Origin of the sequence: Caenimonas aquaedulcis (assembly GCF_015831345.1) — a bacterium.
Taxonomy (GTDB): Bacteria; Pseudomonadota; Gammaproteobacteria; order Burkholderiales; family Burkholderiaceae_C; genus Ramlibacter; species Ramlibacter aquaedulcis.
In genome coordinates, this window is sequence record NZ_JADWYS010000001.1 from 3263434 (window position 1) to 3279166 (window position 15733).

Genomic DNA, 15733 nt, shown 5'->3' on the forward strand with positions numbered 1-15733 from the left:
CCATGAAGTTCCGCGGTATCCGCTCCCTTGGCCTCGCCTTCGCCCTGGCACTTGCCGCGGCCGGCCCCGCGCTCGCGCAGCGGGTGATCCACATCATCGTGCCCTTCGGGCCGGGCGCGGTGCAGGACACCATCGCGCGCACCTTCAACAACGAGCTCGGCAAGGAGCTCAACGCGTCGGTGATCGTCGAGAACCGCGCGGGGGCGGGCGGCACGATCGGCACGGCGATGGTCGCGAAGGCCGCGCCCGACGGCAACACGCTGGTGCTCGCCGCCGCGAGCCACACGCTGGCCGGCCACATGTATTCCAAGCTCGGCTACGACCCGATCAAGGATTTCGTCGGCGTGACCTACCTCGGCAACTCCGGATACGTCATCGCCACCGCGGGCAACGTGCCGGTCAGCAACCTCGCCGACTTCGTCAAGCTGGTGAAGTCCAAGCCGAACGAGCTCAATTACGCGTCCGCGGGCAACGGCAGTGCGACGCACCTAGGCATGGCGTCCTTCCTCGCCAAGGCCGGCCTGCAGATGCAGCACATCCCGATGAAGTCCACCGGCGATGCGGTGAACGAGACGCTCGCGGGCCGCGTGCAGGGCGTGGTGCCCGCGGTCATCGGCGTCGTGCCGTTCAAGCAGGATGCGCGCATCAAGCTGCTGGCCTACACCGGCACCCAGCGCTCGCGCTTCCTGCCCGAGCTGCCCACGGTCGCGGAAGCCGGCGTGCCGGGCTACAAATTCGATTCGTGGATCGGCCTGCTCGCCCCCGCCGCGACGCCGAAGGCCGAAGTGGAGCGCATCAACGCCGCGATGGCGAAGGTGCTCGCCGACCCGGCGGTGAAGCAGCGTTTCGACAACCTCGGCGTCGAAATGGGCCCGATGAGCAGCGACGACTTCCAGAAGCTGCTGCGCGCCGACTGGGATGTGGCCGCGCAGATCGTGAAGGCCTCCGGCGCGAAAGTGGAGTAGCGGGCGGCTTCAGCGCTCCGCGGCGGGTGTTTCCCAGGAGTGCGCCCAGTAGCTCACCGTGAGCGATTTGGGAAAGAAGGAGAGCACGGACTTCCGGTCGAGCACCCGCTGGTCCCGCAGCAGGGGCTTGCGAAAGAACTGCTGGTGGATCCGGTCGTTCCAGTCGAGGGGGAAGAAGACATTGCCCGGCACCGTCACGACCCGGCCCGGGCCCGTGTCGGCTTGCTGGTGGGCGGGAAGGCGGGCCTGCACGGCCGCGATGCGCGCCGCGACGGAAGGGTCCGCCCCGCGCACTTCCCACAGCTGGTGCGCCTGGCGCAAAAGCGCTGGGCCGGTGGCGAATTCGGGGCGCCTGCGCGCGAGGGTCGCCGGGTCTTGCAGCAGCGACATCACCAGCAACCAGAAGGGCTGCCGCGGCCGGGAGAGCATCACGGCGTTGGGGAGGGATTGCGCGAAGTCGGGGTTGGCCCCCATGCGTCCCAGCACGACATCGCCGTGGCCCAGCACGCCGTCGAGCGGACGCAGGCATTCGGTGTCCATGTCCGCGTAGATCCCCCCGAAGTGGTAGAGGAAGAAGTAGCGCACGGCGTCGGCGCGGTAGATCTCCGCGGGATACGCGTCGTAGGTGGGCAGGAACCAGGCGTAGTGGTCCGCGATGAACCGCCGGTTGTCCGCGTCGTCCCAGAGCCGGTGCTCGTAGCCCGGGTTCTGTTCGCGGAACGTGCGCGACCAGTAGGCGAAGTTCGCCGGGATGTCGGTGGTCGACTTCCAGGTCTGGAAGATGAGTGGGGGGATGCTCATCCGTGCATCTTGCGGCAAGACTTCGTCTGGATCGCGGATACCATGGGATCGATTTTCCAATACCGATGGCGTCGCCACACCAGGAATGAACATGTCGGCAGGCCACGCGCACCACGATCACGATCACGGCCATGATCATGATCATGATCATGGGCACGACCACGGCGTCGCGGAAAGCCCGTGGCGCCTGGCCCTCGCGCTGGCCCTGGCGATTGCCGCCGAGGCGGTGGAGTTCGCCGGGCTGGAAGGCCCGCCCTGGAAATCCGCGACCTTCGGCCTGGCGGTCGTCGCGATCTACCTGTCGGGGGTCGATGTCTACAGGTTGGGCATCCGGGCCCTGCTGCACTTCAAGCTCAACATCAATGCGCTGATGTCCGTGGCGGTGACGGGCGCACTGGCGATCGGCCAGTGGCCGGAGGCCGCGATGGTGATGGCGCTGTATTCCATTGCCGAGCTCATCGAAGCGAAGGCGGCGGACCGCGCGCGCAACGCCATCCAGGGCCTGCTCGCGCTGTCGCCGGCGGAGGCCGACGCGTTGCAGGCCGACGGGACGTGGAAGGCGGTGCCGGCTGCCGACGTCTCCAAGGGCGCCGTGCTGCGCATCCGGCCGGGCGAGCGCGTGCCGCTCGACGGCGTGGTCACCAGGGGGAACAGTGCCATCAACCAGGCGCCCGTCACCGGCGAGAGCATCCCGGTGGACAAGGCCCCCGGGGATCCGGTCTTCGCAGGCACGATCAACGAAACGGCCGAGCTGGAATTGCGGGTGACGGCGGTCTCGGCCGACACCACGCTCGCGCGGATCATCCACGCCGTCGAAGCGGCGCAGGCCACGCGCGCGCCGACACAGCGCTTCGTCGACCGGTTCGCTTCCTTCTACACGCCGGCCGTGTTCCTCTTCGCCGTGGCGGTCGCGCTGCTGACGCCGTTCCTCATGCAGCTCACCTGGCTGGAAGCGTTGTACAAGGCGCTCGTGCTGCTGGTGGTCGCCTGTCCGTGTGCGCTCGTGATCTCCACGCCGGTGACGGTGGTCAGCGGTCTCGCCGCTGCCGCGCGCCGCGGCATCCTGATCAAGGGGGGCACCTACCTGGAAGAAGCGCGCACCCTCAAGGCGGTGGCGCTGGACAAGACCGGCACGGTGACGCAAGGCAAGCCGGAACTCGTCGAATGGCGGACCTGGGGCGGCGCGGATGAAGCATCCGTCAGGCAGATGGCCGCGAGCCTCGCGTCGCGTTCGGACCACCCCGTCTCCCAGGCGATCTCCGCGGGGCTGAAGACCGGCGCGCGCGAGGTGACGTCGTTCCAGGCCATCCCAGGCAAGGGCGTGAGCGGCACCGTCGATGGCCGGGCGCTCACGCTGGCCAACCACGGCCTCATCCACGAGCGCGGCCAATGCACCGCCGAGCTGGAGGCGGTGCTGGGCCGGCACGAGCTGCAGGGCCGCACCGTGACCTTGCTGGCCGGCGAGTCCGGCGTGCTGGCGATCTTCGCCGTCGCGGACACGATCCGCGAGTCCTCGCGCCAGGCCGTCGCCGACCTGAAATCACTGGGCGTGACGCCGGTGATGCTCACCGGCGACAACCTTGCCACCGCGCAGTCGATCGCCCGCGCGGCGGGCATCGAGGACGCCCGGGGCGAGCTGCTGCCCGAGGCCAAGCTGCAGGCGATCGAGGAAATGCAGCGACGCTACGGCCCGACCGGCATGGCGGGCGACGGCATCAACGACGCTCCGGCGCTGGCGCAGGCCGACATCGGCTTCGCGATGGGCGGCGCCGGCACCGACATCGCGATGGAGACCGCCGACGTCGTGATCATGAACGACAACCTCCAGCGCGTGGCCGAAACCATCCGCCTGTCGCGCCGCACGCATGCCGTGCTGTGGCAGAACATCACGCTGGCGCTGGGCATCAAGGCCGTGTTCTTCGTCATGGCGGTGTTCGGCAGCGCGACCATGTGGATGGCCGTGTTCGCGGACATGGGTGCGACGCTGCTGGTGGTGGGAAACGGGCTGCGGCTGATGCGCGGGGTCCCGGAAAAAGTCGAAACCCCTGCTGAGTCAATGACTTAGCAGGGGTTCAGGTGTTGGTGGCGCTTCACGGATTCGAACCGCGGACCTGTGGATTATGATTCCATCGCTCTAACCGACTGAGCTAAAGCGCCGAGCCCACGATTATAGCCAAACGGCCGTTATTGGTGCTTGAACTGGGCCTTGCGCTTGTTCACGAACGCATCCATGCCTTCCTTCTGGTCCGTGGTGGCGAACAGGGCGTGGAACATCCTGCGCTCGAACATCACGCCGTCGGCCAGGCCGGTCTCGAAGGAGCGGTTCACCGACTCCTTGGCAGCCATCACCGCGATCTGCGAATAGTCGCAGATCATCAGGGCGGCGCCGAGCGTTTCCTCCATCAATTTGTCCAGCGGCACGACGCGGCTCGCGAGGCCGCAGCTCTCGGCCTCGGTCGCATCGATCATGCGGCCGGTGAGCGCCATGTCCATCGCCTTGGACTTGCCGACGGAGCGCGGCAGGCGCTGCGTGCCGCCCGCGCCGGGGATGATGCCCAGCTTGATTTCCGGCTGGCCGAACTTCGCGTTGTCCGCGGCGATGATGAAGTCGCACATCATCGCGAGTTCGCAGCCGCCGCCCAGGCAAAAGCCGCTGACCGCCGCGATCACGGGCTTGCGCACCGAGCGGATCGTCTCCCAGTTGCGCGTGATGTAGTCGCCCTTGTAGACGTCGGCGAAGGTGTAGGTCGCCATCGCGCCGATGTCCGCGCCGGCCGCGAAGGCCTTCTCGCTGCCGGTGACGATCATGCAGCCGATGGCCTCGTCGGCATCGAACGCCCTGAGCGCGGCGCCGAGTTCATCCATCAGCTGGTTGTTGAGCGCGTTGAGTTGCTTGGGCCGGTTCAGCGTGACGATGCCGACCTTGCCGCCTTCGGTGCGAACTTCGACCAGTTCGTAGGCCATGATTGAATCTCCTGAGTGGACCGCGCCACTATACCCAAGGAAAACGTTACCCGACCGCTCGGTCGGTCAATGATAGAGTGCCCTTCCAGGAGACCGACATGACCGAAGAGACTGCCAAAACCGTCCTTTACGAGAAGCGCGGCGCCGTCGCGCTCGTCACCCTCAACCGCCCCCAGGCGCTCAACAGTTTCACACGGCAGATGCACCGCGAACTGTGGTCCGCGCTCGATGCCGCCGAGGCGGATGCGTCGATCCGCGCGATGGTGATCACGGGCGCGGGCCGCGGATTCTGCGCGGGCGCCGATCTTTCGGAGTTCGATTTCGCGCCGGGACCGGATCTCGTGAAGCGCGCCGACCCGGGCCCGGTGATCGAGCAGGCCTTCAACCCCACGGTGCGCAAGTTGCAGGCGCTGCGCATGCCCACGATCGCCGCCGTCAACGGCGTCGCGGCCGGGGCGGGGGCATCGCTCGCGATGACCTGCGACCTCGCCGTCGCGGCGTCCAGCGCATCCTTCGTGCAGGCCTTCAGCAGAATCGGCCTCGTGCCCGACGCGGGCGGCACCTGGTTCCTCATCAAGAAGCTGGGCCTCGCACGCGCGATGGGCGCGGCGATGCTCGGCGACAAGCTGGCCGCGAAGGACGCCAAGGAGTGGGGAATGATCTGGGACGTCGCGCCCGAGGGCGAGGACTGCGTCGAGGCGGCGATGAAGCTCGCGCAGCGGCTGGCGGCGATGCCGACGAAGGCGCTCGTCGCGACGCGCCACCTGTTGCGCGCCGCTGCCTCCAACGACCTGGACAAGCAGCTCGATGCAGAACGGGACATGCAGTCGGCGCTCGGCAGGACCCACGATTACATCGAGGGCGTCTCCGCGTTCCTCGCGAAGCGTCCCGCGGTCTTCAAGGGCGAATGATGGCGGCGCAGGATCTTGCCTCGCGCGTGGGCGATGCGATGTTCGCGGCGGACCGCGCGAGCCGCGAGTTCATGGGCATGGAGCTCGTCGCCTGCGAAGCCGGACGCGCGGTGATGCGCATGACCGTGCGCGAGCCGATGCTCAATGGGCATCTCATCTGCCACGGCGGGTTGATCTTCACGCTGGCCGATTCGACTTTCGCGTTCGCGTGCAACAGCCGCAACCAGGTGACGGTGGCGGCGGGATGCAGCATCGAGTTCCTCAAGCCCGGGCAGCTCGGCGACGTGCTGACCTGCGAAGGCGTGGAGCGCGTGCTGCAGGGCCGCCATGGCATCTACGACATGACGGTCACGAACCAGGCCGGCGAGGTGGTCGCGGTGTTTCGGGGCAAGAGCACCCAGATCAAGGGACAAGTGATTCCGGAGGGAGCATGAAGTCATTTCCGCTCGAGCCGATCGAGAAGGCGGGTGTGGACGAGCTGCGCGCGCTGCAGCTCAAGCGATTGAAGTCGACCTTGCGCCATGCGTACCGCAACTCTCCCGCGTACCGCAGGAAGTTCGATGCGGCGGGCGTGCATCCGGACGACTGCCGCTCGCTCGGCGACCTCGCCAAGTTTCCCTTCACCACCAAGCACGACCTGCGCGAGCACTACCCCTTCGGCATGTTCGCGGTGCCGCGCGAGCAGTGCGTGCGCATCCATGCGTCGAGCGGCACGACAGGCAAACCGACGGTGGTCGGCTACACGAGGAACGACATCGACACCTGGTCGCACGTGATGGCGCGCAGCCTGCGCGCGAGCGGCGCGCGGCCCGGCGAGCTCGTGCACGTGAGCTACGGCTACGGCCTGTTCACCGGCGGGCTGGGCGCGCATTACGGCGCGGAGAAGCTGGGCCTGACCGTCGTGCCTTTCGGCGGCGGGCAGACGGAGCGGCAGGTGCAACTCATCGCCGATTTCAAGCCGGACATCATCATGGTGACGCCCAGCTACATGCTGGCGATCGCGGACGAATTCGAGCGGCAGGGCCTGGACCCCGCGAAGAGCAGCCTGCGCCTGGGCATCTTCGGCGCGGAGCCCTGGACCAACGACATGCGCACGGCCATCGAGCAGCGCATGGGGATCGAGGCGGTGGACATCTACGGCCTGTCGGAAGTGATGGGTCCCGGCGTGGCCAACGAATGCGTGGAAACGAAGGACGGCCCGACGATCTGGGAGGACCATTTCTATCCCGAGATCGTCGATCCCGACACCGGGGAGCCGGTGGCCGACGGCGAGCTGGGCGAGCTGGTCTTCACCAGCCTCACCAAGGAAGCGCTGCCCATCATCCGCTACCGCACGCGCGACCTCACGCGCCTGCTGCCCGGCACCGCGCGCACCATGCGCCGCATGGAGAAGATCACCGGCCGCAGCGACGACATGATGATCGTGCGCGGCGTGAACGTGTTCCCCTCGCAGATCGAGGAATTGATCCTCAAGCGCATGGAGTTGGCGCCGCACTACCTGTGCATCCTCACGCGCGACGGTCCGATGGACGCACTGACGGTGGCTGTCGAAGTGCGGCACGACGTGGCGCACGAATCCCACGCCGCGCGCGAGGCGGCGCGCCTGCTCGCGCACGAAATCAAGACCTACATCGGGACCACGGCGCAGGTAGAACTGCGCGCCGCGGGCGGCATCGAGCGCAGCCTGGGCAAGGCCAAGCGGGTGTTGGACCAGCGGCCGCGTACCTGACCGCGGCGGTCAGCAGATTCACAGCGGATTGACAGATCGAAGGCGTACGCTCCGGTGGCACCACCACCTGGAGACACCATGCAACGCCGTCACCTTCTGCAAGCCCTCGCCGCCGGCGCGGCGCTGCCGGGATTCTCGTTCGCGCAGGACAAATACCCGTCCAAGCCCATCACCCTCATCTGCCCCTATTCCGCGGGCGGCAACGCCGACCAGCGTTCGCGCCAGATCGGCCGCTTCATTTCCACGGCGCTCGGCCAGCCGGTGCTCGTCGACAACAAGCCGGGCGCGGGCGGCAACATCGGCACCGACGCGGTGGCGAAAGCCAGGCCCGACGGCTACATCATCGGCATGGGCAACTTCGCGCCGCTCGCGGTGAATCCCACGATGTTTGCCAAGATGAACTTCGACCCGGCAAAGGACCTCGCGCCGGTCTGCCTGATCGAGCGGGGCCCGCTCGTGCTGATGGTGAACCCGAAGTCGCCTTTCAAGTCGGTGCAGGATGTCATCGCGTTCGCGAAGGCGAACCCGGGCAAGCTCTCGTTCGCATCGGGCGGCCTCGGCGGCTCGCACCACCTGTCCGCGGAGCTGTTCAAGTCGATCTCCGGCCTCTTCATCACGCACATCCCCTACAAGGGCGGCGCCCCCGCGACGACGGACCTGATGGGTGGCCAGGTCGACATGATGTTCGAGCAGATGTACGCGGCGGCGCCCTCCATCCGCGCGGGCAAGCTGCGCGCCCTGGCGATCACGAGCAAGGCGCGCTCGCCGCTGTTCCCGGACCTTCCCACGATGGCGGAATCCGGCGTGCCCGGCTTCGAGGTGCAGAACTGGCAGGGCCTCATCGCGCCCGCCGGCACGCCGCCCGCCATCATCAAGCTGCTGAACGAGACCACGAACAAGGCGCTCGCCGACCCCGCGATCCGCGAGCAGATGCTGGGGCAGGGCAACGAGATCGGCGGCGGCACGCCCGAACAGTTCGCCGCCCTCATCAAGTCCGAGGCCGCGAAGTGGGGCAAGCTCGTGAAGACCGCGGGCATCAAGCCCGAATGAGGCGCTGCTAACGCTGCTCGATCTTGTCCACGAGGAGGTCGACGAAGGTCTCTTCGCCCATCGTCACCTTGATGCGCACGGGCAGGTATTGCAGGCTCGGCGCGAACCACATCTCCGCGGTGATGTTGCCGCGCGGATTGGCGAGCGGGCGGGGCTTGAGGTGGAATGCTTCGATGTTGCCGAGTCCCGGCGTGCGCAGGGTCTCGCGCTCCACCACGTCGTAGGTCCACAGGTCCACGCCGCCCGGTCGGGCGAGCCATACGCCCACGCTGCGACCGACCTGGAGCGGCTCCGCCCCGCTCGCGAAGCGGTGGCTCAATTCCACGAACTGGCTCGCCGTGTCCTGCGCGCCGGGCGGACGGGGCATGGTGCGGCCATCGTTCAGGACGATGGTGTCCTCGCCGAGCCGGGCGCTGCGCGGGCTGCTGCCGCGCACTTCCTCGTAGATGCGTGGATATAGGCCCTGGGCCGTCACCTCGCCCTGGCTGGTGAGCACCAGGTGCGCGAGCAGCGTCACGCTGATGTCGATCCTGGTCTCGTACTTGTCGTCCTTGCGCAGCCATTGCACGTGCGCGCGTCCGTGCAGTTCGCCGCTTCGGTATTGGCCTCCAAGGCGGTAACTGAGGCGCGTATCGACGGGCCAGCTGTCCAGGTTCGCCGCGACGGATGCGGACGCCGCGGACGCCGGCGGCTGCGGCGCGCTGGCGGCTTGCGCGACGACGGGCGCGACGACGGGCGCGGGCGCGGGGGGTTCGGTGAAAGGCGGCTTCTCGGCCGGCGGCTCGGCAAGAGACGCGGCTGGCGGGGAAGATGCCGGGGGTTCCGGAGGTTTCGCCGCCAGCGCGACGGCCCGCGCGGCGACGTGCCTTGCTTTCGGCCTGGCGGGAGCGTGCTCGCGCGGGGGCGGTGGCGCCGGCGCCGCGCTTTGCTGCAGCAGCCTCGTGAACATCGGCCTCGGCATCGCATGCAGCAACGGCGAGGCTTCCATCTCCCGCGCCAGCCACCGCAGCGCAGCCATGTGCAACAGCAGGACGACGACGAGCAGCGCCGCCAGGCGCGCCCCGATGGTTTTCAGGCGTGCTGCGCCAACCATGGCTGGGCCTTGGCCGCATCGCGCAGCACCAGCCGCCAGGTGGTCGCGGACGTGGAGAGCGCCAGTTCCAGCCGCAGCATGCGGCGGTCGCGCGAGACCAGCGCCGTCACCTTCCTGTGGTTGCCGGCATACAGCAGCAGGTCATCGAGCTTGGCCATGCGCCAGCCTTGCCCCGCGACCTCGACGCCCAGCCACTCGTCCCCGGCGGCAAAGCCTGCCTGCTCCGCCGCGCCGCCGCGCAGCACGGTCTTGATCGCGACGCCTGAGTTCTCCGTGGTGCGCAGGCCCAGGCGCTGCTGCAGCTGCGACGGGTCCTCCAGCACGGCGATGCCATGCGTCTTGAGCAATTCCTCCAGCGGCAGCTCCTTCGTGCCGTGGATCCAGGCGGCGATCTCGCGCGTGAACGCACGGCCGCCCAGCTCCTTGAGCACTGCGGCGAAGTCCGCCTCCGTCATCGGGCCGGCCTTGCAGCGCACCCACAGGGCGCGCATCACCTCGTCGAGTGTCGTGTTCCCTTCGGATCGCAGCGTGAGGTCGAAGCACAGCGCCACCAGCGCACCCTTGGTGTAGTAGCTCACGGTGGCGTTGGCCGTGTTCTCGTCCTGGCGGTAGTACTTCACCCATGCGTCGAAGCTCGCCTGCGCGACGGCCTGCACTTCGCGGCCCGGGGTCTGCAGCACCTGGTTGATCGTCTTGTTCAGCAGCTTCACGTACGTCGCGTCGTCGATCAGGCCGCCGCGGCGCAGCAGCAGGTCGTCGTAGTAGCTCGTGAAGCCCTCGAAGAACCACAGCAGCTGCGTGTAGTTCTCCGCGCCATAGTCGTAATGCGTGAATTCCGCGGGCCGCAGGCGCTTCACGTTCCAGGTGTGGAAGTATTCGTGGCTGATCAGACCCTGCAGGGTGACGTAGCCGTCGCTGTTGCGCGTCTCGCCCAGGCGCGGCAGGTCGCGCCGCGATGCGATGAGCGCCGTGGAGTTGCGGTGCTCCAGGCCGCCATAGCCATCGTCCACCACGTTGAGCATGAAGAGGTAGTTCTTGAACGGCGGCTTCTTGCGGTCATGCCAGAAGCGGATCTCCGTCTCGCAGATCTTGTGCAGGTCCGCCGTGAAACGGGCCGTGTCGAAGGACTCGCTCGCACCCGCGACGACGATCCGGTGGGGCACGCCGGCCGCCTTGAATTCCGCGCTCCAGAAGTTGCCCATCTCCACGGGGCAGTCGGCGAGCTCGTCGTAGTCGGCGGCCAGGTAGATGCCGAAGCCGCGCTTGCCCACCTTGTGCGGCGCGAGGCCGGTGGCGGCTTCCCACTGCGCGATCGCCTTGCCCGGCACGAGCTCGAGCGAGTGCACCACGCCCTCCTGCCCATGCACCTTCAGGCACAGGCTGGTGGCGTTGAAGAAGCCCCGGCGCGTGTCCAGCCAGGCCGTGCGCACGGAATTGTCGAAGGCGTAGACCTCGTAGGTGAGGACGAGCGGGCTGCTGGGCACGCATTCGACCTGCCAGCTGCACTTGTCCAGCTGCTGCACCCCGACGGCCCGCCCGCCCTGGCGCGCCGCCAGCTTCTGCAGGTTCTTCGAGAATTCACGCACCAGGTAGCTGCCGGGGATCCACACCGGCAGCGACACGCGCTGCTGCGCGGCGGGCTGGTCGATGCTGAGGGTGATGCGGTAGAGGTGCGCGTGCAGGTCGGCCGCTTCGACGCGGTACTGCACGCTGGCGCTGCGGGGGGATGGGGTGGTCACTGCTTGATTTGTGCGAGTAGCTTTTCCATGTCCGTGGCGCGCAGTGCGCCCGGGACCCGGGTGCCGTCCGCGAAGATCATGGTCGGGGTGGAATTGATGCCGTAGCGCCGGCCGAATTCGACGTTGCGCGTGAGCGCCGAGGTGTCGCAGTCGGCGGCGGGCGGGCGCTGGTCGCGCACCATCCAGTTCAGCCAGGCCCGGCCCCTGTCCTTCGCGCACCAGTGGTGGGCCGACTTGACTTCCGAGTCCGGCCCGAGGATGGGGTAGAGGAACATGTAGACGGTGACGTTGTTCACCTTCTGCAGGTCGCGCTCGAAGAGCTTGCAGTAGCCGCAGTTCGGGTCTTCGAACACCGCGAGCTTGCGCTTGCCGTCCCCGCGGACGATGGTGAAGGCATCCTGCAGCGGCAGCTGGTCGAACGCGACCTGCTGCAGCTTCTCCTGGCGCTCCTCCGTGAGGTTGCGTTTCGACCGGGTCTCGATCAGGCTGCCCTGCATCAGGTAGTCGCCGTTGGCGTCGGTGTAGTACACCTCCGAGCCGATGCGGATCTCGAAGATGCCGGGAATCTGCGTCTTGCCGATCTCGTCGATCTTGCCGAGCCGCGGCAGCCGCTCCGCGAGGTTCCTGCGTATCGCCGCGTCGTCCGCCCACGCTCCCCCGGCGAGTCCTAGGAGGGTGAGGGCCGCGAGGGCGGCGAATCGGGACAACTTCATTTCGGCTTCCAGTACTTCACGTTCAAAGGCGGCCCATGGCGCGCCGGACGACCCAGTCTTTCATGGGCCCGCTGCGGTCGAAGCCGCTCATGCCCCAGTTGCGCACGCTCGCCCACGGCTCGGCCTGCTGCGCGAAGAGCTGCTGCAACCCGTCGGTCGCGGCGCCCATCGCCAGCACGTCCGCCTTGCGGGCCCGCTCGTAGCGGCGCAGCAACTTCATGTCCGCGGCGCTTCGCCACGGTTCGCGGGTCTGCATCACCCGCGCGAGTTCGCGCGCATCCGCGAGGCCGAGGTTGAGGCCCTGGCCCGCCAGCGGGTGCACCGTATGCGCGGCGTCTCCCGCAAGCACCCAGCCCGGGCCGCACCAGCGGTCCGCCGTGGCCAGCTGCAGGGGCCACGACGCCCGCTCCCCTTCCAGCTTCAGCCGGCCCAGCGCAAAGTGGCTCGCGGCTTCCAGGCGGGCCTCGAACGCCGCTGCGTCCTCGCTCGCCGCCTCCCCCGCCTTCGGCTCCTGGAGGGACCACACGACGGCCACGGAGTTCCCGCCTTCGCCGCCGAGCGGCAGCATCGCGAGGATGTCTCCGCCTGCGAACCACTGCCGCGCGACCTGGCCGTGGGGGACTTCGCATCGCACCCGCGCCGCGATGGCGCGCTGCGGATAGGGCGTCACGCTGTAGGCGACCCCGTATTCGTCGCGCGTGGCACTCGCACGGCCTTCGCAGATGGCGGTCAGGGTCGCCGGCTGAGGTGCGTCGAGCCATTGCACGAGCGGCTGGTAGCGCAGCGCATCGCCGAGACGCTCCTGCAGGGCCTGCACGTCCACGATCCATGCGAGCGCGGTGGCGCCCTGGGAGCGCGCGTCGAACCGGACCTCGCCGCCGTCGTCGCCGTGGACGTGCATCGCGCGCACCGCCGTGGCATGCGGCTCGTCGGGCCAGGCGCGCAAGGTCTCCAGCAGGTCTTTCGACGCGGCATTGAGCGCATAGGCCCGGATGTCGCTCGCCGCGCCGCCCACGGGCCCGGGTTGCCGCACGAGGCCGACGTGAAGGCGCTCACGTGCGAGCGCGAGGGCCAGCGTACGGCCCACGACACCGGCTCCGCGGATACAGACATCGAGGGCTTGCGGCATGGAGGGATTGTAAGGAGCGGGGCGCGGCACAATGTCGCCCATGAGCCAAGCCCCTGCAGAGGTGACCGCGCGAGTCGCCCGCCTGTTCATCTATCCCGTCAAGTCCTGCGCCGGCGTGGAGGTGTCCGAGGCGCTCCTGACCGAAACCGGCTTCGACCTCGATCGCGCCTGGATGGCGGTGGATGCCGAAGGCGACTTCGTGAGCCAGCGCCAGTTGCCGCGCATGTCGCTCATCCATCCGCAGGTGAAGCACTCGGAGGTCGTGCTGCGCGCGCCGGGGATGCTGGCCCTGCACCTGCGTATCGACACGGTGGAGGAGCCCGCGACGGTGCGCGTGTGGGACGACGTCGTCCCGGCGTTCGACATGGGGGATCTCGCGGCGCAATGGTTCAGCGATTTCCTCGGGCAGAAGCTGCGGCTGGTGCGCTTCGACCCGGAGCATCGCCGCCTGTCGAACATGAAATGGACGCAGGGCGTCGAGGCGCCGAACCAGTTCGGGGACGGCTTCCCGCTGCTCGTGGCGAGCGAGGCATCCCTGCAAGAGCTCAACCGCCGGCTCGAGGCGAAGGGCCACGCGCCGGTGGGCATCGAGCGGTTCCGCCCGAACATCGTGCTCTCGGGCATCGAGGCGCATGACGAAGACCGCCTGGGCGACATCCGCATCGCGGCGTCCGGCGGCGACGTCGTGCTGCGTCCGGTGAAGCCATGCGGGCGTTGCCCGATCCCCGACATCGATCCCGGGACCGCGCAGAGCAGCCCGGAGGTCGGCGATACCTTGCGGGACTACCGCAGGAACGAGATCCTGGGCGGCGCGATCAGCTTCGCGATGAACGCGATCGCGATCGAGGGCATCGACCGGGTGGTGAAAACCGGCCAGCCCGTGACGTCCAGCTGGCGCTTCGATTGAGCGCACGCCCCGCCGGGGCAAGGGCCATCGCATACACTTTCGGGTTCGATTGTCGGAAAGTGCCATGAGCTTGAAGTGCGGGATCGTCGGGTTGCCCAACGTGGGGAAGTCGACCTTGTTCAATGCGTTGACCAAGGCGGGCATCGCCGCGGAAAACTACCCTTTCTGCACGATCGAGCCCAACGTCGGCATCGTCGAGCTGCCCGACCCGAGGCTGGCCCAGCTCGCCGATATCGTCAAGCCCGAGCGCATCGTGCCCGCCATTGTCGAGTTCGTCGACATCGCGGGGCTGGTGGCCGGCGCGAGCAAGGGCGAGGGGCTCGGCAACCAGTTCCTCGCGCACATCCGCGAGACCGACGCCACCGTGAACGTGGTGCGCTGCTTCGACGACGAGAACGTGATCCACGTCAACGGCAAGGTCGACCCGATCTCGGACATCGAGGTGATCCAGACCGAGCTGTGCCTCGCGGACCTCGGCACGGTCGACAAGGCGCTGCACCGCCACCAGAAGACCGCACGCTCGGGCGACAAGGAAGCCGCCAAGCTGGTGGCGATCCTCGAAAAGTGCCAGAAGGCGCTCAACGAAGGCAAGCCGGTGCGCGCGCTGTCGTTCACCAAGGAAGAGATGCCGATCGTCAGGTCCTTCTGCCTCATCACCGCCAAGCCGGCGATGTTCGTGGGCAACGTCGACGAGAAGGGCTTCGAGAACAACCCCTACCTCGACCGCCTGCGCGAGTACGCCGCCGCACAGAACGCGCCCGTCGTCGCCATCTGCGCGAAGATGGAAGCCGAGATGGCCGACATGAGCGACGAGGACAAGCAGATGTTCCTCGCGGAGATCGGCCAGGAGGAACCGGGCCTGAACCGTCTCATCCGCGCGGCGTTCAAGCTGCTGGGCCTGCAGACCTACTTCACCGCGGGCGTGAAGGAAGTGCGCGCGTGGACGATTCACGTGGGCGATACCGGGCCGCAGGCCGCGGGCGTGATCCACACCGACTTCGAGCGCGGCTACATCCGCGCGCAGACCATCGCGTTCGACGACTACATCGCCTTCAAGGGCGAGCAGGGCGCGAAGGACGCGGGCAAGATGCGCAGCGAAGGCAAGGAATACGTCGTCAAGGACGGCGACGTGATGAATTTCCTCTTCAACGTCTGAGCGGCGCCGTTTCGGCCTCTACGAAGGCCAGAGGTACAGCAGCACGGGCGTCATGATGAGGTAGCGCGTGAACTTGCCGACCAGCATGTAGCCGAGGCAGGGCCAGAAGGGCAGCTTCAGCCAGCCCGCGACCGCGCACAGCGGATCGCCCACGATGGGGAGCCACGCGAGCAGGCACGCCTTGGGGCCCATGCGCTCGAGCCAGTCGATCGCCTTCACGTGCGCCTTCGAATGCGAGTACTTGTCCACCACGCGGTGCGCACCGTAGCCCATCCACCAGTCCACTGCGCCGCCCAGCGTGTTGCCGGCAGTGGCCACGACGATCGCGCTCCAGAAGAGATCGGGATTGAGCTTGAGCAGCCCGAAGAGCGCCGGCTCGGAGCCGACAGGCAGCAGCGTCGCCGAGATGAATGCGGCGACGAACAGCGTGCTCAGCCCGTACTTCGGCAGGGCCAGCAACGACAGCATCGGTTCGAGCCACTCCATTGCACAGGCAGTATAGGGATGCAAGCGCGGCGAACCTGTAGGCGCATACGCAGTTTTTGATTTCAGGCGCTGAAATCCGGCGGGCATACA

At 67.9% G+C, this 15733-nt stretch carries 15 protein-coding genes and 1 tRNA gene; 8 read left to right on the forward strand and 8 right to left on the reverse strand.

What is annotated here, in order from left to right; all coding sequences use genetic code 11:
• Nucleotides 1–2: 2 nt before the first annotated feature.
• A complete protein-coding gene (locus I5803_RS15635) occupies nt 3–965 on the forward strand; it encodes a tripartite tricarboxylate transporter substrate binding protein (protein WP_196987259.1) in 963 nt (320 codons plus the stop codon).
• A gap of 9 nt (nt 966–974) precedes the next feature.
• Here I5803_RS15635 and I5803_RS15640 read toward each other — a convergent pair whose 3' ends face one another.
• The gene (locus I5803_RS15640; RefSeq protein ID WP_196987260.1) at nt 975–1766 is read right to left on the reverse strand and encodes a glycosyltransferase family 32 protein; all 792 of its coding nucleotides are present in this window, start codon (nt 1764–1766) and stop codon (nt 975–977) included.
• A 91-nt stretch (nt 1767–1857) separates the two neighbouring features.
• On the opposite strand from I5803_RS15640, the gene I5803_RS15645 reads away from it, so the two are divergent.
• Nucleotides 1858–3831 carry a heavy metal translocating P-type ATPase gene (locus I5803_RS15645; protein ID WP_354001673.1) on the forward strand — a complete coding sequence of 658 codons (1974 nt, stop codon included), beginning with the start codon at nt 1858–1860 and terminating at the stop codon, nt 3829–3831.
• Nucleotides 3832–3846: 15 nt separating this feature from the next.
• On the opposite strand, the gene I5803_RS15650 is transcribed toward I5803_RS15645, so the two are convergent.
• Together I5803_RS15650 and I5803_RS15655 are read right to left on the reverse strand one after the other, a co-directional pair.
• Nucleotides 3847–3923, reverse strand: a tRNA-Met gene (locus I5803_RS15650).
• A 27-nt stretch (nt 3924–3950) separates the two neighbouring features.
• Nucleotides 3951–4730, reverse strand: a complete 780-nt coding sequence (locus I5803_RS15655; RefSeq protein ID WP_196987262.1) for an enoyl-CoA hydratase — start codon at nt 4728–4730, stop codon at nt 3951–3953.
• Nucleotides 4731–4828: 98 nt separating this feature from the next.
• Here I5803_RS15655 and I5803_RS15660 point away from each other — a divergent pair, with 98 nt between their 5' ends.
• The 4 genes from I5803_RS15660 (at nt 4829) to I5803_RS15675 (ending at nt 8420) form a co-directional block, all read left to right on the forward strand.
• The gene (locus tag I5803_RS15660) at nt 4829–5641 is read left to right on the forward strand and encodes an enoyl-CoA hydratase-related protein (protein ID WP_196987263.1); all 813 of its coding nucleotides are present in this window, start codon (nt 4829–4831) and stop codon (nt 5639–5641) included.
• Nucleotides 5641–6075 (forward strand): hydroxyphenylacetyl-CoA thioesterase PaaI, encoded by a 435-nt coding sequence (paaI, locus tag I5803_RS15665; RefSeq protein WP_196987264.1) that lies wholly within the window; start codon nt 5641–5643, stop codon nt 6073–6075. The genes I5803_RS15660 and paaI overlap by 1 nt, the downstream gene beginning before the upstream one ends.
• Nucleotides 6072–7370 carry a phenylacetate--CoA ligase PaaK gene (paaK, locus tag I5803_RS15670; protein ID WP_196987265.1) on the forward strand — a complete coding sequence of 433 codons (1299 nt, stop codon included), beginning with the start codon at nt 6072–6074 and terminating at the stop codon, nt 7368–7370. The genes paaI and paaK overlap by 4 nt, the downstream gene beginning before the upstream one ends.
• 78 nt (nt 7371–7448) lie before the next feature.
• Nucleotides 7449–8420: a Bug family tripartite tricarboxylate transporter substrate binding protein gene (locus I5803_RS15675; RefSeq protein ID WP_196987266.1), complete on the forward strand. Its 972-nt coding sequence runs from the start codon at nt 7449–7451 to the stop codon at nt 8418–8420.
• A gap of 7 nt (nt 8421–8427) precedes the next feature.
• Here I5803_RS15675 and I5803_RS15680 read toward each other — a convergent pair whose 3' ends face one another.
• Genes I5803_RS15680 through I5803_RS15695 form a run of 4 tightly spaced genes read right to left on the reverse strand, consistent with a single transcriptional unit; the run spans nt 8428 to nt 13094 of the window.
• Nucleotides 8428–9513, reverse strand: a complete 1086-nt coding sequence (locus I5803_RS15680; protein ID WP_196987267.1) for a DUF3108 domain-containing protein — start codon at nt 9511–9513, stop codon at nt 8428–8430.
• On the reverse strand, nt 9492–11252 hold the full coding sequence (locus I5803_RS15685; protein WP_196987268.1) for a M61 family metallopeptidase: 1761 nt from the start codon (nt 11250–11252) through the stop codon (nt 9492–9494). Before I5803_RS15685 ends, I5803_RS15680 begins: the two co-directional genes overlap by 22 nt.
• A complete protein-coding gene (locus I5803_RS15690) occupies nt 11249–11965 on the reverse strand; it encodes a DsbC family protein (protein ID WP_196987269.1) in 717 nt (238 codons plus the stop codon). Before I5803_RS15690 ends, I5803_RS15685 begins: the two co-directional genes overlap by 4 nt.
• A 22-nt stretch (nt 11966–11987) precedes the next feature.
• Complete coding sequence (locus I5803_RS15695) at nt 11988–13094, reverse strand: FAD-dependent monooxygenase (protein WP_196987270.1); 1107 nt, start codon at nt 13092–13094, stop codon at nt 11988–11990.
• Between the two features lie 40 nt (nt 13095–13134).
• On the opposite strand from I5803_RS15695, the gene I5803_RS15700 reads away from it, so the two are divergent.
• Nucleotides 13135–14001 (forward strand): MOSC domain-containing protein, encoded by an 867-nt coding sequence (locus I5803_RS15700; RefSeq protein ID WP_196987271.1) that lies wholly within the window; start codon nt 13135–13137, stop codon nt 13999–14001.
• A gap of 64 nt (nt 14002–14065) precedes the next feature.
• Nucleotides 14066–15157 (forward strand): redox-regulated ATPase YchF, encoded by a 1092-nt coding sequence (gene ychF / locus I5803_RS15705; RefSeq protein WP_196987272.1) that lies wholly within the window; start codon nt 14066–14068, stop codon nt 15155–15157.
• An 18-nt stretch (nt 15158–15175) separates the two neighbouring features.
• On the opposite strand, the gene I5803_RS15710 is transcribed toward ychF, so the two are convergent.
• Complete coding sequence (locus I5803_RS15710; protein ID WP_196987273.1) at nt 15176–15643, reverse strand: YqaA family protein; 468 nt, start codon at nt 15641–15643, stop codon at nt 15176–15178.
• Between the last annotated feature and the right edge of the window lie 90 nt (nt 15644–15733).

What these genes read in the sequence shown, in the direction of transcription:
- I5803_RS15635 (WP_196987259.1), top strand. Translation starts at nt 3, where the DNA reads ATGAAGTTCCGCGGTATCCGCTCCCTTGGCCTCGCCTTCGCCCTGGCA.
- I5803_RS15640 (WP_196987260.1), bottom strand. Translation starts at nt 1,766, where the DNA reads ATGAGCATCCCCCCACTCATCTTCCAGACCTGGAAGTCGACCACCGAC.
- I5803_RS15645 (WP_354001673.1), top strand. Translation starts at nt 1,858, where the DNA reads ATGTCGGCAGGCCACGCGCACCACGATCACGATCACGGCCATGATCAT.
- I5803_RS15655 (WP_196987262.1), bottom strand. Translation starts at nt 4,730, where the DNA reads ATGGCCTACGAACTGGTCGAAGTTCGCACCGAAGGCGGCAAGGTCGGC.
- I5803_RS15660 (WP_196987263.1), top strand. Translation starts at nt 4,829, where the DNA reads ATGACCGAAGAGACTGCCAAAACCGTCCTTTACGAGAAGCGCGGCGCC.
- paaI (WP_196987264.1), top strand. Translation starts at nt 5,641, where the DNA reads ATGGCGGCGCAGGATCTTGCCTCGCGCGTGGGCGATGCGATGTTCGCG.
- paaK (WP_196987265.1), top strand. Translation starts at nt 6,072, where the DNA reads ATGAAGTCATTTCCGCTCGAGCCGATCGAGAAGGCGGGTGTGGACGAG.
- I5803_RS15675 (WP_196987266.1), top strand. Translation starts at nt 7,449, where the DNA reads ATGCAACGCCGTCACCTTCTGCAAGCCCTCGCCGCCGGCGCGGCGCTG.
- I5803_RS15680 (WP_196987267.1), bottom strand. Translation starts at nt 9,513, where the DNA reads ATGGTTGGCGCAGCACGCCTGAAAACCATCGGGGCGCGCCTGGCGGCG.
- I5803_RS15690 (WP_196987269.1), bottom strand. Translation starts at nt 11,965, where the DNA reads ATGAAGTTGTCCCGATTCGCCGCCCTCGCGGCCCTCACCCTCCTAGGA.
- I5803_RS15695 (WP_196987270.1), bottom strand. Translation starts at nt 13,094, where the DNA reads ATGCCGCAAGCCCTCGATGTCTGTATCCGCGGAGCCGGTGTCGTGGGC.
- I5803_RS15700 (WP_196987271.1), top strand. Translation starts at nt 13,135, where the DNA reads ATGAGCCAAGCCCCTGCAGAGGTGACCGCGCGAGTCGCCCGCCTGTTC.
- ychF (WP_196987272.1), top strand. Translation starts at nt 14,066, where the DNA reads ATGAGCTTGAAGTGCGGGATCGTCGGGTTGCCCAACGTGGGGAAGTCG.
- I5803_RS15710 (WP_196987273.1), bottom strand. Translation starts at nt 15,643, where the DNA reads ATGGAGTGGCTCGAACCGATGCTGTCGTTGCTGGCCCTGCCGAAGTAC.